Annotated in this window: 12 protein-coding genes and 2 pseudogenes; 7 read left to right on the forward strand and 7 right to left on the reverse strand. The window is 60.5% G+C overall.

Features of this window, described 5'->3' with window-relative positions; translation table 11 throughout:
• Nucleotides 1-23: 23 nt before the first annotated feature.
• The 4 genes and pseudogenes from mscK to NF676_RS27695 all read right to left on the reverse strand — a co-directional run.
• Complete coding sequence (gene mscK / locus NF676_RS02895; protein ID WP_252887202.1) at nt 24-3,377, reverse strand: mechanosensitive channel MscK; 3,354 nt, start codon at nt 3,375-3,377, stop codon at nt 24-26.
• Between the two features lie 34 nt (nt 3,378-3,411).
• Nucleotides 3,412-5,154: a potassium/proton antiporter gene (locus NF676_RS02900; protein ID WP_217851103.1), complete on the reverse strand. Its 1,743-nt coding sequence runs from the start codon at nt 5,152-5,154 to the stop codon at nt 3,412-3,414.
• Between the two features lie 315 nt (nt 5,155-5,469).
• Nucleotides 5,470-6,342, reverse strand: a complete 873-nt coding sequence (locus NF676_RS27690) for a methyl-accepting chemotaxis protein (RefSeq protein WP_370695130.1) — start codon at nt 6,340-6,342, stop codon at nt 5,470-5,472.
• A 30-nt stretch (nt 6,343-6,372) separates the two neighbouring features.
• Nucleotides 6,373-7,095, reverse strand: a pseudogene (locus tag NF676_RS27695) (MCP four helix bundle domain-containing protein); the annotation flags it as partial.
• Between the two features lie 277 nt (nt 7,096-7,372).
• Between NF676_RS27695 and NF676_RS02910 the strand changes: the two are divergent.
• On the forward strand, nt 7,373-7,603 hold the full coding sequence (locus tag NF676_RS02910) for a hypothetical protein (RefSeq protein ID WP_217864560.1): 231 nt from the start codon (nt 7,373-7,375) through the stop codon (nt 7,601-7,603).
• Nucleotides 7,600-7,902, forward strand: a complete 303-nt coding sequence (locus NF676_RS02915) for a cell division protein ZapA (protein ID WP_056787426.1) — start codon at nt 7,600-7,602, stop codon at nt 7,900-7,902. The genes NF676_RS02910 and NF676_RS02915 overlap by 4 nt, the downstream gene beginning before the upstream one ends.
• Before the next feature lie 57 nt (nt 7,903-7,959).
• Here NF676_RS02915 and NF676_RS02920 read toward each other — a convergent pair whose 3' ends face one another.
• Entirely contained in the window at nt 7,960-8,331 is a 372-nt protein-coding gene (locus NF676_RS02920; protein ID WP_252887203.1) for a hypothetical protein, read from the reverse strand.
• A 297-nt stretch (nt 8,332-8,628) separates the two neighbouring features.
• On the opposite strand from NF676_RS02920, the pseudogene NF676_RS27700 reads away from it, so the two are divergent.
• Nucleotides 8,629-9,606 (forward strand): annotated as a pseudogene (locus tag NF676_RS27700) (cache domain-containing protein); the annotation flags it as partial.
• A 207-nt stretch (nt 9,607-9,813) separates the two neighbouring features.
• Nucleotides 9,814-10,521 carry a methyl-accepting chemotaxis protein gene (locus NF676_RS27705; RefSeq protein WP_370695131.1) on the forward strand — a complete coding sequence of 236 codons (708 nt, stop codon included), beginning with the start codon at nt 9,814-9,816 and terminating at the stop codon, nt 10,519-10,521.
• A 201-nt stretch (nt 10,522-10,722) separates the two neighbouring features.
• Here NF676_RS27705 and NF676_RS02930 read toward each other — a convergent pair whose 3' ends face one another.
• On the reverse strand, nt 10,723-12,525 hold the full coding sequence (locus tag NF676_RS02930) for an acyl-CoA dehydrogenase (protein ID WP_252887205.1): 1,803 nt from the start codon (nt 12,523-12,525) through the stop codon (nt 10,723-10,725).
• 312 nt (nt 12,526-12,837) lie between these two features.
• Nucleotides 12,838-16,791, reverse strand: a complete 3,954-nt coding sequence (gene putA, locus NF676_RS02935; RefSeq protein ID WP_056787440.1) for a trifunctional transcriptional regulator/proline dehydrogenase/L-glutamate gamma-semialdehyde dehydrogenase — start codon at nt 16,789-16,791, stop codon at nt 12,838-12,840.
• A gap of 458 nt (nt 16,792-17,249) precedes the next feature.
• Here putA and putP point away from each other — a divergent pair, with 458 nt between their 5' ends.
• From putP to NF676_RS02950, 3 genes are all read left to right on the forward strand, one after another.
• Nucleotides 17,250-18,734 carry a sodium/proline symporter PutP gene (gene putP, locus NF676_RS02940; RefSeq protein ID WP_150638076.1) on the forward strand — a complete coding sequence of 495 codons (1,485 nt, stop codon included), beginning with the start codon at nt 17,250-17,252 and terminating at the stop codon, nt 18,732-18,734.
• A gap of 347 nt (nt 18,735-19,081) precedes the next feature.
• A complete protein-coding gene (locus NF676_RS02945) occupies nt 19,082-21,097 on the forward strand; it encodes a type VI secretion system Vgr family protein (protein WP_252887206.1) in 2,016 nt (671 codons plus the stop codon).
• On the forward strand, nt 21,078-21,800 hold the full coding sequence (locus NF676_RS02950) for a DUF4123 domain-containing protein (RefSeq protein ID WP_431078294.1): 723 nt from the start codon (nt 21,078-21,080) through the stop codon (nt 21,798-21,800). Before NF676_RS02945 ends, NF676_RS02950 begins: the two co-directional genes overlap by 20 nt.
• The last annotated feature ends 71 nt before the right edge of the window (nt 21,801-21,871 follow it).

Below are 21,871 nucleotides of genomic sequence, written 5' to 3' on the forward strand. Positions count from 1 at the left end.
GCATTCTGCTGGGACCATGTCGGTTAGTCGAGTTTGCTCGGTGGCGGTTCCGGCAACGGTTTCTGCCCGTCGACGATCGGCACGATGGTTTTGTTCTCGGGTTCCACAGGCACCATCTTGTATTCCTGACCGTGGAGGTTCTTCAGATAAACCTCCATCTGCCGGAACGAGATGTTGATGTGCTGCTTCTTGAACTCGCGATTGATGAAGCGGTTGACCTCATCCAGCACCGGGTTGCGGTCACCGAGATCGCGTACATGCATGCGCAGTTCGTGGTCGAGCGTGCTTTCGCCGAAGTTGAGGAAGTACACGTGTGGCTCAGGTTCTTTGAGCACGCGCGGGTTCTCCCGGGCCGCTTTGAGCAGCAGTTCCTTGACCAGGTCCAGATCCGAACCGTAATCGACGCCGAGTTTCAGCGTGACGCGGGTGATGGTGTCGGTCAGCGACCAGTTGATCAATTGCCCGGTGATGAACGTTTTGTTCGGGACAATGATGTCCTTGCGGTCGAAGTCGGTGATGGTCGTGGCGCGGATGCGGATCTTGCTCACCGTGCCCGACAGGTTGCCGATGGTGATGGTGTCACCGATCCGCACCGGGCGTTCGAAGAGGATCATGATGCCGGAGATGAAGTTGGCGAAGATCTCCTGCATACCGAAGCCGAGGCCCACCGACAGCGCTGCCACCAGCCATTGCAACTTGTCCCAACTGACGCCGAGGGTCGACAGGGTGGTGACAAAACCAACGCCGGCAATCACGTAGGACAGCAGCGTGGTTGTCGCATAAGCGCTACCCTGGGCCAGATTGAGTTTGGACAGCACGAACACTTCGAGCAGGCCGGGCAAGTTGCGCGCCAGAGCGAAGGTGATGCCGATGATGATCAGCGCGCCGAGCATGTCGCCGATGCTGATCGGCACCATGCTCATGTTGGCGCCGGTACCGCTGGTGTATTCGTAAAGGGTGATGTTGTCCAGATACGAGAACACCGAAATTAGGTCCGACCAGACCCAGTACAGCGCCGCAATGAAGCCGCCGAGCAGGGCCAGGCGGATCAGGCGCAGGGACTGTTCGTTGACCTTTTCGATGTCCAGGGTCGGCTCTTCGATCACCGCTTCGCCGTCGCCGGCCTCTTTTGCCGCCTGCCGTTTGGCCAGCGCGCGCTGGTAAGCCAGACGCCGCGCGGCAACGCTCAGACCACGCACGAAGGTGGCCTCGATCACCAGCCAGAACATCAACAGGTACAGGGTATTGATCAAGCGGTCGCTGAGTTTCAGTGCGGTGTAGTAGTAGCCGAAGCACACCGCGACAAACAGGGCGATCGGCAGCAGGGTGAACATCACTCCGACGGCTTTGCGGAACAGCGAAGCGTTCTGGTGCGTCGGGCTGCTGATCAGCAGGCGACTGAGCAGCCATGCCATCAAGGCGTAGCAGGTCAGTACCACCGGCATGCCGAGCACGTCATCGGCCAGCGCCGCCGGTTGCAACTCGGCGACGGCCACCACGGCCACCAGCGCCATGACCACAAGGCCCAATCGACGTACCCAGCCCTGAAGGAACTCGACCTGCGGTTTTTCCCAGCGGAAGTGCAATTCCGCCACGCCACCCGGCGCAAGAATCCGGTACGCGGTGTAGAACACCAGCCAGGCCTGGCCCATCTGCAACAGCGCCGCGCCCATGTTGGCGTTCTGCCCGCGCGCGTCAATCTGCAGGGCCAGACCGCACAGCGCCAGACCCAACGCCACCGGCATCGCCAACAGAATGTTGATCAGAATCGCCTGCGGCGTGTGCCACTGGCTATCGCGCTTGAAGTGGCCGATGTCCTGGTGAACCTTGTTGAGTCGTCCGTACAGCGCCTTGCGGCGCCACAACAGGGCGCCGATCAGCAGCGCCAATGGCAGGAACAGCAGCGGGCGCTGGGTCAGGCCGTCAGCCAGTTCGCTCAGGCTCGACGCCCAGGGCAGGGTGTTGACCTGTCGCTCGAGACGCTCGGGCACGCCGCGCATCCATTCCACGTCCAGCGGCTTGTTGCTGGGGATCCAGAACATCTGTTCGTCGAGGGTCGCGCGCAGGCTTTGCGCGGTGCTCAGCAATTGTTTCTGGTTGAGCTGCAGGGTGATCGATTCATTGAGCATCGCGCTCAATTCGCGGTTCAGCCGCTCGAGCAGATCAGCGCGTGTGTTGGCCAGATCGAGCAGGCTTTTGCGCAGTTGCGGGGTGACCTGCTCTGGCGGCTGGGTGGCCAGCAAATTGTCGACGTAGGTCGCCGGATTGCTCAACAGCTCCCGCTGCTGGCTGACATCGAACTGATACAGGCGAATATCGGCAATCTGGTCGGCGAGGTCGCGGTCGACCTTCAAGTGCGGCAGCGCCTGCTTCTGTTTATAGAGAATTTTCGACAGCAACAGGCTGCCCTTGAGCACGCTGATCTGTTCGTCCAGTGCCGAATCGCTCTGGGTCAGGGTGTCGAGTTGCTGTTTGGTCTGCAGGTTCTGCTGCGTGACTTCGTTGAGACGGTCGGTGCTCTTGAGCAAATAGTCGGAAAGCTTGAGATTGGTCGCGCTCTCGCTCGCCAGCAGGCTGCTGCCGCCGGCCTTCTGCGCTTCGATCGATTGCTGGGTAACGGTTTCTTGCGACTGCGCCAGACGCTTCTGGTTGATCAGGGTTTGCAGTTCCTGGATCTCGCGGTCGAGGCGATCGGATTTCTCCGAGAGCAAGTCATGCTGAGCGTTGCCCAGATCCTGCAACTGGGTGTTGCCTGCCAGTTCCTGGCGGCGCAATGGAATCAGTGCATTGAGTGCGGCCAGTTCGGCGTTCAACTGGTCGCGCTGTTCGGCGGTGACCGTTTTGCCCGTGTCCTTGCCGGATTTGAGGATGGTGTTGATCTGCTGGATGCGCGTCTGGCTGGCGGAAATCTCCGCCTGCGCACGCTCGGGGCGAGTCTGCGCGGTGATGATCAGACTGTTGGCTTCGGCCAGGGCTTTTTGCAGATCGCTTTGCTGGGTCGAGCGATCGGTGAGGATCTGCTCCAGTTGCTGGATCGACTCTTTCGGAAAACGTTGCGCTACCGGCACCGGTGCGGTGGCCTTGAGGCGGCTCAGTTCGCGGGTATTTTCAATCGTCTGCTTCGGCGCGTTGGCCAGCTGACGCTTGAGATCGATCAACTTCTGCTCGTAATCACGCTGGTTGTTCAGTTGATTGAGGGTGTTCTGCAGGACGGTCTGCAGGGTCTTCTTGTCGGCGTCCGGCAGTTTGCTGTCAGCCAGCTTGTCGAGGCTGGCCTGCACGGCATCGCTGGACGGTGGTTCGGCAGCATGCAGCGGGCCGACGACAAGACTGAGGCCCAGCAGGGCCGCGGCGAAAAAGGAGCGCAGGGTAGGCATAGAGACCGGTCAAGCAAGTGAGAGTGGAAGCAGTTTAGAGGAAGAGTCCGGGGCCCGGGCGACTTCCTTCGGGGAATCTGACGCCCACTTTGCCGATCTTGTTCCCGTCCATGACCGCAACCGTCCAGTGGGTGTTGTTCCACTCCACCTGGTCACCGACGACGGGTGCACCACCGACTTTCTGGGCGATGAACGCGCCCAGGGTCATGTCCGGATCGATGCCTTCGGCCGGCAAGCCATACAGCGCTGCAACCGCTTTAAGCTGGGCATCTCCTTCGAGTACGAAGTCGCCGAAGAAGCGCAGATCGAGGCCACGTTGCGGCGCCTGGCTGAACAGTTTGCCGAGGGCCGACAAGTTGTGTTCATGGCCAATAACACACAGCAAATCATCGACTTCCAGCACCGTACTACCCGACGGATGGAGCAGTTGCTGGCCACGAAACAGCGCCGCGATGCGTGTGCCCTCGGGCATTTTCAGCTCACGCAGGGGCGAACCGATGCACCATTTCTCCGCGCCGAGCTTGTAAACGAACAGTTCCCACTCGCTGGTGACGTGCACTTCCAGTGCCGCCCGGGATATCGGCGCGGGTTCTGGCGGAACGGTCACCTTGAGCAATTTGGCCACCCACGGCAGGCTCGTGCCTTGCACTAGCAGCGACACCAGTACGATGAAGAAGGCCAGGTTGAAATACAGCTGCGCTTGCGGCAGCCCCGCCATCAGCGGGAACACCGCGAGAATGATCGGCACCGCGCCGCGCAGGCCGACCCAGGAAATAAAGGCTTTTTCACGACCATGGAAAGCCTTGAACGGCAGCAGGCCGACCATCACCGACAGCGGCCGCGCGAACAGGATCATCCACAGCGCCAGACCGAGGGCGGGCAGGGCGATCGGCAGCAGATCGTGGGGCGTGACCAGCAGGCCCAGCACGAGGAACATGCCGATCTGCGCCAGCCAGGCCATGCCGTCGAGCATGTGCAGAATGCCGTGGCGGCTACGCACCGGGCGGTTGCCGATCACCAGACCGCACAGGTACACGGCGAGAAAACCACTGCCGTGCAAGGCGTTGGTCAGCGCGAACACCACCAGACCGCCAGCGATGATCAGAATCGGATAGAGCCCGGCCGCGAGATTGATGCGGTTGACCAGTTGCAGCATCACCCAGCCGCCGCCCAGACCGATCACACCACCGATGCCGAACTCTCGGATCAGGTGGGTCAGCAGACTCCAGTGCAGGCCGGTTTCGCCGCTGGCGAGCATGTCGATCAGGGTCACGGTGAGAAACACCGCCATCGGGTCGTTGCTGCCGGATTCGATTTCCAGACTGGCGCTGACCCGTTCGTTGAGGCCTTTACCGCCGAGCAACGAGAACACCGCAGCGGCGTCGGTCGAGCCGACGATGGCGCCGATCAGCAGGCCCTGAATCAGATTGAGGTCGAACAGCCACGCAGCGGCCATGCCGGTCAGCCCGGTGGTGATCAACACCCCGACCGTGGCCAGCGACAGCGCCGGCCATAACGCCACGCGGAAACTCGACACCCGCGTACGCAAGCCGCCGTCGAGCAGGATCACTGCCAGGGCGAGGTTGCCGACCAGATAGGCCGTCGGGTAGTTATCGAAAATGATCCCGCCACCATCGACCCCGGCCGCCATGCCGACCGCGAGAATGATGACCAGAATCGGAATGCCGAGACGTGAAGAAAGAGAACTGACAAGAATGCTTGCGCCTACCAGCAACGCGCCGATCAAGAACAGGCTGTTGATGGTCGTCGCATTCAAAGGCAGTACTCCAGAAGCGTAAAGACGGGGGCACAAACTGACCATGCAGTCTGCGTGCCAGCGATTCTAACCTGTTGAAATGTGATGCTGTCAAAAAGGTTTTCAGGGTGCATCAGGTTTTGCGGCAGGCGGAGGATTGCGGCCCTCACCCTAGCCCTCTCCCGGAGGGAGAGGGGACTGACCGAGGTGTTTGTGCAGGTTACACCGACTTGCAATATCGAGCCGAACTCAAAATCTGAAAGGCCCTCAATCTGCTCCCTTTCCCCCTCGCCCCCTTGGGGGAGAGGGCTGGGGTGAGGGGGGTAGCCTTTGATCTTAGAGGCTGAACCGCCCAACCATGTTGTTCAGATCCAGCGCCAGGCGCGACAGCTCATTGCTCGCCGCGCTGGTCTGATTGGCGCCGGTCGCCGACTGCACCGACAGATCGCGGATATTGACCAGGTTGCGATCGACTTCCCGCGCCACCTGCGCCTGCTCTTCGGCAGCGCTGGCGATGACCAGGTTGCGCTCGTTGATTTCGACGATGGCGCTGTTGATCGTGTCCAGCGACATCCCGGCGCCACGGGCGATGTTGAGCGTCGACTCGGCGCGCTCGGTGCTGTTGCGCATCGAATCCACGGCATGCTCGGTGCCGCTCTGGATGCTGCCGATCATGCGCTCGATTTCGCTGGTCGACTGCTGGGTGCGATGGGCCAGGGCGCGCACTTCGTCCGCCACCACGGCAAAACCACGACCGGCCTCACCGGCACGGGCCGCTTCGATCGCTGCGTTCAATGCCAGCAGGTTGGTCTGGTCGGCGAGGCCACGGATCACGTCGAGCACCTTGCCGATGTCGCGGGATTCATTGGCCAGGTCGCCGATCAGCGAAGCGGTGCTCTGCACATCGGCGCTCATGCGTTCGATGGCGCTGACGGTTTCCTGAACCAGATCACGACCGTCGCCCGCCGAAGTGGTGGCGTTTTTCGAGGCTTCCGAAGTGCTGACTGCGTTGCGCGCGACTTCTTCGACGGCGCTGGTCATCTCGTTCACGGCAGTGGCCGCCTGCTCGATTTCGTTGTTCTGCTGGGTCAAGCCGCGAGCACTTTCATCGGTGACGCTGTTCAGCTCTTCTGCGGCAGACGCAAGCTGTGTGGCCGAACCGGAGATGCGCTGCAGGGTATCGCGCAGCTTCGATTGCATCTTCGCCATCGCCGCCAGCAAGCGCCCGGCTTCATCTTCGCCATCGACATGGATCGGCTGGGTCAGGTTGCCTTCGGCGATGGTTTCCGCCGCCTCCAGTGCCTTGGAAATCGGCTTGGTAATGCTCACGGTCAGCAACCAGGCGAACAGCAGGGTCAGGCCGCTGGCGATCACCAGCAAGGTCACCACCAGATTGAACGACATCGAATACTGATCCTTCGCGCCCTGGTCGGTTTCGGCGATCTGCTGGGTGTTGATCTCCAGCAAGCGCGCCAGCGCGGTATTCACCGCTTCCGAATTGCTCAGCAAATCGCTGTTGAGCATCTGCCGCAACTCGTCGATCTGATTGTTGCGCGACAGGGTTTTCATCCGCTCTTCGAGCTGACGGTACTGCGCCAGCAATTGCACGTACTGATCGTACGCCGCACGTTCCTGCGGGCCTTCGATCAGTGGCTCGTATGCGCGTTGCGCATCGGCGATCTGGCGATTGCGCAGGTCGAACAGTTCGATGGTTTTCTGCTGCACGTCGGGTTCGCGGTTGATCAGCAAACGATAGGAGAGCACGCGCAGGCGCAGGGTCAGTTGGGTGAATTCGTCCAGAGCCTTGATCGACGGCACGCTGGCGGTGGCGATGTCTTCGCCGGCCGCGCGGATCTTGCTCATCTGGTTCAGCGCAAACACGCCGAGGATCAACATCAGGCCGCCGATCAGGGCGAAGCCGGTGAACGCCCGTGGGGCGATGTTCATATTGCGAAGGGACATGGGCGGATACCGAAAAGGGCCGCATCCATGCGGGCTGAGACTGCTGTATGGGTGACTTATCGGTCATACGACTAAAGTCTTGAGGTGGTGTGCGTATTTGTCGCAGACAGGCTTGAGCGACGAAGTGCAGGAACCAGATCGACCAATCACAGTCTTTTAAACTCGCGAGAAGCTTCGCCACCCAGGAAAATCAAGGCCTTGCGCCGGTTTAACCCTGGCATCCGTGGTGACTTTTCTTTATCGTACGCGCCCTTTGAAAAACGCTTGGAAGATCAAAATGTTGGAAGCATCCCTCAGCCAATTGGAACAGCTCGTCAGCGACCTGGTGCAACAGAACCAGACCCTGCTGCAGACCAACCAGACCCTGTCCACGGAACTGGCCCAGGCCAAGGATGAAAACGAAAACCTGCAACTGAGCCTGATGGAGCAGGAAGAAAAACACGGCGCCACCGCCGCGCGCATCCAGGCGCTGGTTGATCGCGTCAATGCCGGTCCTGTCAGCGCATGAACCACGGCACAGCAGGGGTAAAAGTCATCTCCATTCTCGGCGAGGACTATTCGATCAAGGCACCGGCCGGGGAAGAACAGACCCTGCTGGACGCGGCGATGATGCTCAAGGCCGCGCTGGAAGACACCAAGCGCAAATACCCGACGCTGATCGGTGACCGTTTGCTGGTGCTGGCGGCGATGAATCTGTGCTCGCAGCAGATCGAAATGAAGAAACAGCACCAGGAAGAACTCGACCGTTATCAAGAGCAAGTCAGCGCCACGGTCGACACCATTGCCAAGACGATCAGTCAGGGTTGACTCGCTTTTCGCAGCGCCTCGGTACATTGAGGCGCTGAACATGCTGAGGTCTTGTTGCTATGAGGCTTGGAGTATTGGCTGCCAGTAGACTTTTGTTGTCCATTCTCCATCGGATTGCTTGATGAACTCTGAGTGGGAAACTCTATAGGTAGTATTTTCGATCGTCACTTCATCACCCTTGGAAAGCAGGTAGATATATTCTGCCGACGGAATTGGCTGAACTGTGCTGTACGTCGTGCCTGCGAGGGTGGTGATCGTAATTTTGTAATGGATTACCGGGAAAACCATGACCTCGGTGAAGTGCCTGCGAATAATCATCGATTGAGAAGTCGAGCTCCCGACAAAGTCGCCAATGAGCGCCGATTTAACAAACGTATCGTTGTCAGCCATTGCCTGAACAAAACTCTCTCGTGGACCGGTGTCAGTCATGTTCTTTCTCCTGCGATGGACGGCTTGGATCTGCGACGCGGATGCTTGTCACAGACGTGAAACCGCGAATCTAAGCCACCCGATGCAAGTTGTAACCTGTCAGACTTGACAGTGAATCCCTCGATATAATGGCCAGCTTCTTGCTAGTAAGGATACGGCTGTACCGAAGGTTGTGTTTTATTCTGATGCTCTTTGTATACAATCGGCACGGCTGTTGCAGTGGTTCAGGCTCTTATTCTTCGGGGGTGCTCCATGCAGTGGTGGCGACGCAGTATTCAGTGGCAGTTGATTCTCGGCATGGGCGCGGCCCTGCTGATCAGCATCGTGATTGTGGTTGGCATTTATACCCTGGTGGTCAACCGCCTCGCCCAGAGCTATCTGGTCGAACAGGCGCTGCCGTCGAGCATTGAAGCGACGCGCAACGATATCGAACGCATCCTCGTCCAGCCACTCACCGCCGCCAAGGACATCGCCAGCAACAGCATGGTGCGTGACTGGCTGGCATCCGGCGAAGACAGCCGCAAAACCGCGCTTTTCGCGCAATATCTGGAAGGCATCCGCGCTGAACACAAAGCCTTTACCGCGTTGATCATCGGCACCGAATCCAATCATTACATCACCGAAAAAGGCCTCGATCGCACCCTCAGTCGCGCGAAACCGGCCGACGCCTGGTTCTATTCCTTTCTCGACAGCAATCAGCCGCGCACCCTCAATATCGACAACGACGGCGCCACTGGCGAGCTGGCCCTGTTCATCGATCTGAAGGTCGAGCAGGCCGGCAAAGTTGTCGGTGTCGCCGGGCTTGGGCTGAGCATGAAAGAGCTGTCGGAGCTGATTCACAACTTCAATTTCGGCGAGCGCGGCAAGGTCTATCTCGTGCGCTCCGACGGTCTGATTCAGGTCCATCCTGAGGCGCAGTTCAGCGGCAAACGCACCTTGACCGAGCAGATCGGTGCCAACGCGGCGCAAGCGCTGATGGGGCACAAGGACGCGGTCAACAGCAGCTTCCAGCGCGACGGTGAAGACTTCCTCGCCTTCAGCCTGCCGCTGCGCGATCTCGGCTGGACCCTGGTGGCCGAAGTGCCGCAGTCGCAGATCTACGCCGAAGCACGGAAAGCGATGTGGATGAGCGGCGGCATCGGTCTGGTGGTGGCGCTGGTCTGCCTGGCGTTGGTGGTGTGGCTGGCGCAGGGGCTGGTGCGACCGATTCGACAAGTAACACGGGCGCTGGTGGCCATCGGTAGCGGTGGTGGAGATTTGACCCACCGGTTAGATTCCAGCCGTGCCGATGAGCTGGGTGACCTGGCGCGCGGCTTCAATCGTTTCCTCGACAGCCAGCGCGCGATGATCGGCGAAGTGCTGACCACCAGCGAGCGCCTGCGCACGGCCGTGGGGCAAGTGGCGAAGGTGGTGGACAACACCGCCGAGCGTTCGGGCCGGCAGCAGGAAATGACCGACATGGTTGCCACCGCCGTCCACGAAATGGGCCTGACCGTGCAGGAAATCGCGCAGAACGCTGGCAACGCCGCGCTTGCCTCGCAAACCGCGCGCGATGAGGCGTTGCAGGCACGGGAAGTGGTCGGTGGCTCGATCCGTCATATCGAAAGCATGTCCGATGAGATCGGCGTGGCGGCAGGGGCGGTGGGTGAGCTGGCGCAGCAAGTGGCGTCGATCGATTCGGTGCTGGCGGTGATTCGTGGCGTTTCCGAACAGACCAATCTGCTCGCACTCAACGCCGCCATCGAAGCTGCCCGCGCCGGCGATATGGGCCGTGGCTTCGCGGTGGTCGCCGATGAAGTGCGCACCCTCGCGCGCCGAACCCAGGCCTCGACCGACGAAATTCAACTGATGATCGGCAGCCTCAAGCAAGGCGCGGAGAACGCCGTGTCATCGATGCGCACCGGCCAGGCCGCGACCGGCACCGGGGTTGAATCGAGCCAGCGCACCGGCGCGTCGCTGACGGCGATCACCGGCCAGGTCGAGCGCATCAGCGATATGAACCATCAGGTGGCGACGGCAACCGAAGAGCAGTCCGCGGTGACTGAAGAGATCAACCGCAACGTGCAGGGGATTTCCGATCTGGCACGGGCGACGGCGGGGGAGGTTCGTGCGTGTCGTGAGGATTGTCAGATGTTGCAGCGGCTGGCGGATGATCTGGCGCGGCAGATGGGTGGGTTCAAACTGAGTTGAGTATCAGACCTGAAAAGCCCCTCACCCTAGCCCTCTCCCGGAGGGAGAGGGGACTGACCGAGGCGTCTATCGCTATACGTCGACCTGAAAACACCAGTCGATTATGGATCCGGCAAGGCCCTTTCAGGTCGGCGTACTTCTTGAATATTCCCCATTCGGCCCCCTCTCCCTCCGGGAGAGGGCTGGGGTGAGGGTAGCGTTTCAGAACCACGCATCCCGCATCCCCAGACACGTATCATCCCGCGCCTCCAGCAAGTCCAGCTCATGCTGGCAACCCGGCACTTCCCATGTCAGGAAATACCGCGCCGCCTGCAACTTGCCCTTATAGAAGTCGACATCCGCCGCATTTCCTTTGGCCAGGCCTTCCTCGGCGCGGATCGCCTGCTCCAGCCAGCGCCAGCCGATCACTGCGTGGCCGAACACTTTCAGGTACAGCGCCGAGTTCGCCAGGCTGCTGTTGACCTTGCCTTGGGCCAGATCGGTGAGCAGGCCGATGGTCACGGTTTGCAGGCGGGCCACGAGTTTTTCCAGTGGTTCGCGCAGTGCGCTCAGCGAGTCGTATGCAGTGGCACGTTCGGCCGTGTTGGCGATCAATCGAATCAACTGCTTGAGACCGGCCCCACCGTTCTGCCCCAGTTTGCGCCCAAGCAGATCCAGCGACTGGATGCCGTGGGTGCCTTCGTGGATCGGATTCAAGCGGTTGTCGCGATAGTACTGCTCCACCGGGTACTCACGGGTGTAGCCGTGGCCGCCAAGAATCTGGATCGCCAGTTCGTTGGCCTTCAGGCAAAACTCCGAAGGCCAGGATTTGACGATCGGTGTCAGCAAGTCCAACAGTTCATGAGCCTGTTTGCGTTCGGCTTCGGTTTCCAGCGTGGTGGTGTCATCGAACAACCGCGCGGCGTACAGACCGAGGTCAAATGCCCCTTCGACGTAGGATTTCTGCGTCAGCAACATGCGTCTGACATCGGCGTGCTGAATGATCGCCACCGGCGCGGTGGTCGGATCCTTGCTGTCCGGCACCCGGCCCTGCGGCCGCTCACGCGCATATTCCAGCGAATACAGGTAACCGGCATAGCCGAGCATCACCGCGCCCATGCCGACGCCGATTCGCGCTTCGTTCATCATCTGGAACATGTAGCTCAAACCATGGTGCGGTTTGCCCACCAGATAGCCGACGCACTCACCGTTATCGCCGAAGTTCAGCGCTGTGGAGGTGGTGCCGCGCCAGCCCATCTTGTGGAACAGGCCGGCGAGCAGCACGTCGTTGCGCTGGCCGAGGCTGCCGTCGTCGTTGACCAGAAACTTCGGCACGATAAACAGCGAAATACCTTTCACCCCCGGTGGTGCGTCCGGCAGTTTGGCCAGGACCATGTGCACGATGTTTTCCGACAGCGGATGATCGCCGCCGGAAATGAAGATCTTGTTGCCCTTCAGGCGATAGGTGCCGTCGGACGCAGGCTCGGCGCGGGTACGAATGTCCGACAGCGATGAACCGGCATGGGGCTCGGTCAGGGCCATGGTGCCGAAGAAACGTCCGTCGATCATCGGTTGCAGGAAGCGCTGTTTCTGCTCTTCGCTGCCAAAGCTCTCGATCAGGTTGGCCGCGCCCATGGTCAGGAACGGGTAGGACGTCGAAGCTGCATTGGCGGACTGGAAATGCGCGAAGCAGGCTTGCGACAGCAGGGTCGGCAATTGCATACCGCCGGCCTCGAAACTGCGCGCTGCGTTAAGGAATCCGGCCTCAAGGAAGGCATCCACCGCCGGTTTGACTTCAGGAATCAGGATCGCCTTACCATCCTCGTAGCGCGGCTCGTTCTCGTCGCCCTTGCGGTTGTGCGGCGCAAAGTACTTCTCGGCGATGTTGCGCGCGGTGCCGATGGCGGCGTCGAAGGTCTCGCGATTGTGCTCGGCAAAGCGCTCGCGCCGGGTCAGGCCCTCGGCATCAAGGACTTCATACAGCTCGAAAGCCAGATTGCGGGAACTGAGCAGCGTCTCGGACATGGCGGCCTACCTGGAAATTGGGGGTGGACCGAGTCTAAGGCGGTGGAATAGAGGCTGGATAGGATGATTGATGAGAGTGATGCAGAAGCAAAAGATCGCAGCCTTCGGCAGCTCCTACATTTGGATTGCGTTTCCCTGTAGGAGCTGACGAAGGCTGCGATCTTTTGATCTTCTGTGGAAGCGAGCCTGCTCGCGAAAGCGGTGGGTCAGGCAGCATTGATGTCGACTGAAACGCCGTCTTCGCGAGCAGGCTCGCTCCCACAGAGTATTGCGTACCAGGCGACCATTGCGGTCGCCTGGATTTACAGCGGTTTAACCGATCGTCATCAAGCTGGCGTTACCCCCCGCCGCAGCGGTGTTCACGCTCAATGCACGCTCGATCACCAGGCGCTCCAGGGCAATGTTGGTCTCGCCTTGGGACAGTCCCTGAACGCCAACGATCGCGCCGCCACGCTGGGCGATCTGCTGGCAGACGCCGCGCAACTGGTCGGAGTGGCCGTGATGCAGCACGGCATCGAACACCACTTCGTCCTTGTTCCAGTCGGCAACGCGTTTGATCCGCGCCTGGACTTCCTTCGGCAGACGGGCGAGCAACGCCTTGGTCAGCTCGGTTTCCGGCCACACCGCCGAACCGCCAACCGCCAGCACCGCCGCCAGTTGCGTCAGCAGATCACCTTCAACTTCCGCCAGGCACAGCACGTGCTCGCGCGGCAGGATGGCGTAGCTGTTTTTCTCGCCGGTCGGGCCAGCCAGCACGCGAGTGATGCCGCTCTGCGATTGCGCTGCGTATTGCACGCACAGGGTGCTCAGATCGGCGAACTTGTTGTTGTCGGCCCAGGCTTTCAGAGCGTTCAACGATTGGCTCATGGCATCGCGCAAGCGCACGTCCGGGGCGACGATGGCGTCACCGCGAGCGAAGGATTGCTCGATGGCGTCGCTAGGACGCGTCGACAGCAAACGGTACAGATACAGCGGGCCGCCGGCTTTCGGGCCAGTACCCGACAGGCCTTCGCCGCCGAATGGCTGCACGCCGACCACGGCACCGACGATGTTGCGGTTGACGTAGACGTTACCGGCGTTGACGTTGTCGATCACCTTGGCGATGGTCTCGTCGATGCGCGTGTGCACGCCCAGCGTCAGGCCATAACCGGAGGCGTTGATCTGGCCGATCAGTTGATCCAGCTCTTTGCGCTTGTAGCGCACCACGTGCAGTACCGGGCCGAAGATTTCGCGTTGCAGTTCGTCGAAGCTTTCCAGCTCGATCAGGGTCGGCATGACGAAGGTGCCGCGCTTGATCTCTTCGCTGTCGGCAATCGCCACCTGGTAAACATTGCGACCCTTATCGCGCATACCCTGGATATGCTTGTCGATACCGGCCTTGGCTTCGGCGTCGATCACCGGGCCGATGTCCACGGACAGACGCTCGGGGTTGCCGAGACGGCTTTCGGCCATGGCACCTTTGAGCATTTCGATGACGCGATCGGCGGAATCTTCCTGCAGGCACAGCACGCGCAACGCCGAGCAGCGCTGACCGGCGCTGTCGAAGGCCGACGACACTACGTCGATCACGACTTGTTCAGTCAAAGCCGAGGAATCGACGATCATCGCGTTCTGGCCACCGGTTTCGGCGATCAGCGGAATCGGACGGCCCTGGCTGTCGAGACGGCCAGCGATGTTGCGTTGCAGCAAGCGCGCGACTTCGGTGGAACCGGTGAACATCACGCCTTTGACGCGCTCGTCACCGACCAGACCGGCGCCGACGGTTTCACCGCGCCCCGGCAGCAGTTGCAGCACGCCTTCCGGGATGCCGGCTTCGAGCATCAGGCGCACAGCCTGAGCCGCTACCAGCGGAGTCTGCTCGGCCGGTTTGGCCAGTACCGGATTACCGGCAGCCAATGCCGCAGCGACCTGGCCGCTGAAGATTGCCAGCGGGAAGTTCCACGGGCTGATGCACACCACCGGGCCCAGTGGGCGGTGGGCGTCGTTGCTGAAATCGTTGCGCGCCTGCACTGCGTAATAACGCAGGAAGTCGACGGCTTCGCGGACTTCGGCGATGGCGTTGGCGTAGGTCTTGCCGGCTTCGCGAGCCAACAGGCCCATCAGCGGCTGGATCTCGCCTTCCATCAAGTCAGCGGCACGTTCCAGGATCGCAGCACGTTCGGCCGGCGGGGTGGCCTGCCAGATCGGCGCGGCGTTCAGCGCGCATTGAATGGCGCTGTCGACATCTTCAACGGTAGCTTCTTGAACATGACCGACCACATCGCGGTGATCGGAGGGGTTCAGCACCGCGACCGGCGTTTCGTTGCTGGAGGCGCAACCGAGCATCGGCGCGGCTTTCCAGTCGTTGTGCGCGGTGGCGAGCAGGGCGCAGGACAGCGAGGCCAGACGATGTTCGTTGGCCATGTCGATGCCGCTCGAGTTGGCGCGCTCGGCACCGTACAGGTCACGCGGCAGCGGAATGCGCGGGTGCGGCAGGCCGAAACCGCCTTCGACGGTGGCCATCTGCTCGATCTGTGCCACCGGATCGGCCACCAGTTCCTGGATCGAAATCGACTGGTCGGCGATACGGTTGACGAACGAGGTGTTGGCGCCGTTTTCCAGCAGACGACGCACGAGGTACGCCAGCAGGGTTTCGTGGGTGCCGACCGGTGCGTACACACGGCACGGACGGTTCAGCTTGCCTTCGGCAACCTTGCCTACAACTTGTTCGTAGAGCGGTTCACCCATGCCGTGCAGGCACTGGAACTCGTACTGGCCCGGGTAATAGTTCTGACCGGCGATGTGGTAGATCGCCGACAGGGTGTGGGCGTTGTGCGTAGCGAATTGCGGGTAGATGACTTCCGGTACCGACAGCAGTTTGCGTGCGCACGCAATGTAGGAAACGTCGGTGTAAACCTTGCGGGTGTAGACCGGATAGCCTTCCAGGCCTTCAACCTGGGCGCGCTTGATTTCGCTGTCCCAGTACGCGCCTTTTACCAGGCGGATCATCAGGCGATGGCGGCTGCGGCGGGCCAGATCGATCACGTAGTCGATCACGTACGGGCAACGTTTCTGGTAAGCCTGGATAACGAAACCGATGCCGTTCCAGCCAGTCAGTTGCGGCTCGAAGCACAGACGCTCAAGCAGATCCAGCGACAGCTCGAGGCGGTCGGCTTCTTCGGCGTCGATGTTCAGACCGATGTCGTATTGCTTGGCCAGCAGGGTCAGCGACAGCAGACGCGGGTACAGCTCGTCCATCACCCGCTCGTACTGCGCACGGCTGTAACGCGGGTGCAGTGCCGAGAGCTTGATGGAAATGCCCGGGCCTTCATAAATCCCACGGCCGTGGGACGCTTTGCCGATCGAATGGATCGCTTGTTCGTACGAGGCCAGGTATTTCTGCGCGTCGACTTCGGTGAGTGCCGCTTCACCGAGCATGTCGTAGGAATAGCGGAAGCCCTTGGCTTCGAACTTGCTCGCATTGGCCAGTGCTTCGGCGATGGTTTCGCCAGTGACGAACTGCTCGCCCATCAGGCGCATGGCCATGTCGACGCCCTTGCGGATCATCGGCTCGCCGCTCTTGCCGATGATGCGGCTCAGCGACGAAGTCAGGCCGGCTTCGTTATGGGTGGAGACCAGTTTGCCAGTCAGCAGCAAGCCCCAGGTGGCGGCATTGACGAACAGCGAAGGGCTGTTGCCCAGGTGCGGATGCCAGTTGCCGGTGCTGATCTTGTCGCGGATCAGCGCATCGCGGGTGCCTTTGTCCGGGATGCGCAGCAGCGCTTCGGCCAGGCACATCAGCGCCACGCCTTCCTGGGACGACAGGGAGAATTCCTGCAACAGACCCTGAACAATGCCCGCGCGACCGCCGGCACTTTTCTGGTTACGCAGTTTTTCGGCGATGGTCGCCGCGAGCTTGTTGGTGGCTTCGGCCATCGGTGCCGGCAGGCGTGCCTGCTCGATCAGCATTGGCACCACTTCCGGCTCAGGGCGGCGGTAAGCAGCGGTGATCGAAGCGCGCAGCACCGATTGCGGGAGGATGCTTTCAGCGAATTCGAGGAAGCATTGGTGAGCGTGATCGGTCTGCACTTCGCCTGCGTCATCGGCGTCTTTGGCGGTCAAACCGTTCAACTCGGTCAGGGTTGCACCACCCTCGAGTTTTTCCAGGTAATTGAAAATTGCCTGCTTGATCAGCCAGTGCGGCGTGCGATCAATCGAGGTTGCGGCAGCCTTCAGGCGCTCGCGGGTCGGGTCATCGAGTTTGACCCCAAGGGTGGTGGTAGCCATATTTTTATCCTCATGGTTGCCACAGTTGCGTGGCATCAGCTGGCCGCAAGATTAGCCGTGCGCTGAATGAGGTGCAACCGGGTGCAACCCTTTTTTTGCCGGAATAATACGCAGCTCGTCAGGAAATAATTTCTGGTACGAAAGTGCTGCTCCTGCTTGGTGCTTTTACTTCTAGCAAAGAGGCGTGACTGCCACAAAAGGGAGCAAAAACGGGGTGATCGTCGATTAATCCGACTGGGTGCAACTAATTCTCGCGAAACTGGTTGCACCTTATTTGCTTTGTTGCATAGCATTCGCCGCCAAGGTGCAACCGGGAATAACCCGGTGTACCGGCTGATGGCTTTCCTGGGGAAACATCAGTCTTAAATGCGCGGGATCCCGGATCGTCTGCCAAACGTCGTCGTTTGCGAGCGGTTCACTACCGCCGCTACATAAAAACAAAGCCAGGGCGTAACTCAATGAGCGTAAGCAATCCAACCCTGATCACGTTCGTGATCTACATCGCAGCAATGGTGCTGATCGGCTTCATGGCCTATCGCTCCACGAATAACCTTTCCGACTATATTCTCGGCGGTCGCAGCCTCGGCAGCGTCGTCACCGCGCTGTCTGCCGGTGCCTCCGACATGAGCGGCTGGTTGCTGATGGGCCTGCCGGGCGCCATCTACATGTCCGGTCTGTCCGAAAGCTGGATCGCCATCGGCCTGATCGTCGGTGCCTACCTGAACTGGCTGTTCGTCGCCGGCCGTCTGCGGGTGCAGACCGAGCACAACGGCGATGCACTGACTCTGCCGGACTACTTCTCCAGCCGTTTCGAAGATAAAAGCGGCTTGCTGCGGATTATCTCGGCGGTGGTGATTCTGGTGTTCTTCACCATCTACTGCGCCTCCGGCATCGTCGCCGGTGCGCGTCTGTTCGAAAGCACCTTTGGCATGTCCTACGAGACGGCGCTGTGGGCCGGTGCTGCGGCGACCATTGCTTACACCTTCGTCGGCGGTTTTCTCGCGGTGAGCTGGACCGACACCGTACAAGCGACCCTGATGATCTTCGCGCTGATCCTTACGCCGATCATCGTCCTGCTGGCCACCGGCGGCGTCGATACCACGTTCCTGGCCATCGAAGCGCAGGATCCGAGCAACTTCGACATGCTCAAAGGCACCACCTTCATCGGCATCATCTCGCTGATGGGTTGGGGTCTGGGCTACTTCGGCCAGCCGCACATCCTCGCGCGTTTCATGGCGGCGGATTCGGTGAAGTCGATCGCCAAGGCGCGTCGCATTTCCATGGCCTGGATGATCCTGTGCCTGGGCGGCACCGTGGCGGTGGGCTTCTTCGGTATCGCTTACTTCTCGGCGCACCCGGAAGTGGCCGGTCCGGTCACCGAGAACCCGGAGCGCGTGTTCATCGAACTGGCGAAAATCCTCTTCAACCCATGGGTTGCCGGTGTGCTGCTGTCGGCCATTCTGGCTGCGGTAATGAGCACCCTGAGCTGCCAGTTGCTGGTGTGCTCAAGCGCCCTGACCGAAGACTTCTACAAGACCTTTCTGCGCAAGTCCGCCTCCCAGCTTGAGCTGGTCTGGGTCGGTCGTGCCATGGTGCTGCTGGTAGCCTTGATTGCCATCGCGATGGCTGCCAACCCGGAAAACCGTGTACTGGGTCTGGTGTCCTACGCCTGGGCCGGTTTCGGTGCTGCGTTCGGACCGGTGGTGCTGATCTCGGTCGTCTGGAAAGACATGACCCGCAACGGCGCACTGGCCGGCATTCTGGTCGGCGCGATCACCGTGGTGGTCTGGAAGCACTTCGAACTGCTGGGTCTGTACGAAATCATTCCTGGCTTCATCTTCGCCAGCCTGGCCATCTACTTTGTCAGCAAGGCGGGTGAACCGACTCGCGGCATGGTTGAGCGCTTCGAGGCAGCGGAAAAAGATTTCCATTTGAACAAGTGATGGACTGAGCTTCGGCTCACATGAAAACGGCCCGCTTCCTACCGGAGGCGGGCCGTTTTTTGTTGCCTGTGATTCTTCAACAACACTGGAGAACCCTGTGGGAGCTGGCTTGCCAGCGATGACGGTGTGTCAGTCAGCGATAAGTTGAATGTGCCGACCTCATCGCTGGCAAGCCAGCTCCCACAGGGACACTGACCGGCTTGAAGGAATGTCTGTAGTCAAAGTGCTAATTTCTAAAGGTCCTTTCAGCAAACCACGTAGGGCAAATCTGAATTTCCCGTCACCTGCTCATCACCCCTTGCCCCTCATGCAGAATCGCCCGCCCTCACACTGCAGAGAGACATCGGATGTTCGCGCCTGCCAATCAACCGCGTTTCACGTTGACCCTCGAAGGCGCCCAGCATGACCTCAAGGTCCTTGAGTTCACAGGCAGGGAAGCCATCAGCCAACCCTTTCGCTTCGAGCTGGAACTGGTCAGCGAGCGGCCGGACCTGGATCTGGAAAGCCTGCTGCATGGTCAGGCGTTTCTGAGTTTCGATGCTCAGGGTTGCGGTATTCATGGTCAGATCTATCAGGTCGGGCAGGGCGATTCCGGGAAACGTCTGACACGCTATCACCTCAGCCTTGTCCCGCGTCTGACGTATCTGGGGCATCGCATCAACCAGCGGATTTTTCAGCATCAGAGCGTGCCGCAAATTGTCACGCAGATCCTCAAGGATCATTCGATCCTGCGCGATGCCTTTGAATTTCGCCTGGGCAGCGAATACCCGGAGCGCGAATACTGCGTGCAATACGCCGAAAGCGATCTGGCCTTCATCCAGCGCCTGTGTGCCGAAGTCGGCATTCATTACCACTTTCAACACAGCCCCGAAGGCCATTTGCTGGTGTTCGGCGACGACCAGACCGTGTTCCCCAAGCTGCCCGCGCCAACGTTGTATCTGCCGGGCAGCGGCATGTCGGCGGGCGCGCCGGCGATTCAACGGTTCAACGTGCGCGTGGAAACCCGCACCAGCGTCGTCACCCGGCGCGACTACAACTTCGAAAAACCACGCCTGTCGCTGGAAAGTCGCAGTGACGGCGAGCAGCGTCCGGTGCTGGAGGACTACCTCTTTCCGGGCCAATTCAACGATCGCGAAACCGGCAGACACCTGACGCGCCGTGCGCTTGAACGGCACGTTGCCGATTACCGTCAGGCCGAGGGCAGCAGCGACGAATCCTCACTGGTCTGCGGGCATTTTCTGCAACTCACCGAGCATCCGCGCAGCGACTGGAATGATCTGTGGTTGCTCACCTGTGTCGAGCATCGCGGCCGCCAGCCGCAGGTGCTTGAGGAATCGGTGACCAGCGATGGCGAATCCTTCCAGGGCTACCGCAATACTTTCGTCGCCACGCCGTGGGACGTGGTCTTTCGTCCGGCGCTTTGCCCGGAAAAACCGCGCATGTCGGGCTACCAACCTGCCGTGGTCACCGGCCCGAAAGACCTGGAAATCCATTGCGATGAATATGGCCGGGTCAAAGTGCAATTGGCCTGGGATCGTGATGGCGAACTCAACGAGCACTCCAGTTGCTGGCTGCGCGTCGCGACCGGTTGGGCTCACGATCACTACGGCAGCGTGTTGATTCCGCGCGTCGGCATGGAAGTTTTGGTCGGCTTCATTGATGGCGATGCCGACAAGCCGCTGGTCATGGGTTGCCTGCCGAATGCGGCGACCCCGGTGCCGCTGGATCTGCCGGCAGACAAGACCCGCAGTATCTTCCGCAGCCAGAGCAGTCCTGGCGGTGGCGGTTATAACGAACTGCGCATCGAGGACAAAAAGGGCGCCGAGGAAATCTACCTGCGTGCCCAGCGCAACTGGACCCAGCATGTGCTCAACGACCAGCAGTTGCAGGTCGACAACCAGCGCAGTGTGGTGGTCACCGGCACCGCCCGACATGAACTCAAGGCCGACGAGCAACGCATCACCCACGGCCAGCGCCAGACCGAAGTCAGGCAGGATGATCATTTGTCCGTGCTCGGCGACCGGCAGGTGCGGGTGAACAGCCAGGCCACCAGCGCCTCGGCGCAGATCCATATCAGCGCAGGCCAGCAAGTGGTCATTGATGGCGGCGCGAGCGCGACGATTCAGGCCGGCGGACAGTGGATCAACATCGGCCCCGGCGGAATTTTCAGCAGCGTGCCGATTGTTGTGGGTGGCGCGCCGATGGCGGCGACCAGCGCTGCGCCGGTGGTGCCGGGATTGCCGGAGAAACTGGCCGCTGCGCCGGCGGCGATTCTCACCGCCGCACAGATCATGAGTCTCAAAGGTGATGCGCCATTCTGCGAGGAGTGTGAGCGTTGTAAGGATGGTGTTTGTGCCGCGTGAGGAATTGACGCCTGAACAATGGCTGGCGCGGCAGCCGCTGCATGCGTCGGAAAAATTGTTCGCCATTTTCAGCCGCGCCAGCGACGCCGATGCCTTCAAAGCCTGGCAGGGCACGGCGAATCCGGTCTGGGCCGAAACCATTTATGCCGAGTGGGACGCGGTGATGCCCTACGTGGGAATTGTCGCTGCAGACAGTGAGTTTTTACGTTGGGTGGCGGAAACAGAATCCCGGGATTGGGGATGGTTGGCGGTGTCTTCGGCGGATCTTGACGTGCTGGTCGAACATTTCCGCAGCCTGACTCAAGTGCTGATGCCGGACGGTAAAACCGTGTTTTTCCGCTTTTGGGATGGTCGGTTTCTGCTGCCTCTTTTGCACTCTGAGGAGGTCAATTCCGCGCAATTGCTGCCAGTCGTTTCACGAGCCTTGATCAATGGCCAAGCCATCGAAATCGCGGGCCGTGCGCTGGTTTCGGGGCGGGTCTTTCCGTGGTGGAGCGTGCCGCAATCGCTCTTGGCGCAGACAGATGCAAGCGTACGCATCGCCAATGCTCTGCAATGGCTGAGCGAGGAGCGACCGGCCATATTCGAGGCGTTTCCCGAGGCTGTTTTGCGCTGCAAGGTCGGGCAGTTTTTCAAATTATCGATGTCGGAAGATTCGTCACGATCGTCCCTTCTGGAGTTTTTGCTGGCAGAGGCAGAGTGAAATTTCGGGGCAAACGCTTCGGACGTTTCCTTCGAATCGCGGCGGCTTTCATGAACTGGTGCGCGGTGGGT

This window comes from Pseudomonas siliginis, from assembly GCF_024072275.1.
In the GTDB taxonomy this organism is placed as follows: Bacteria; Pseudomonadota; Gammaproteobacteria; order Pseudomonadales; family Pseudomonadaceae; genus Aquipseudomonas; species Aquipseudomonas siliginis.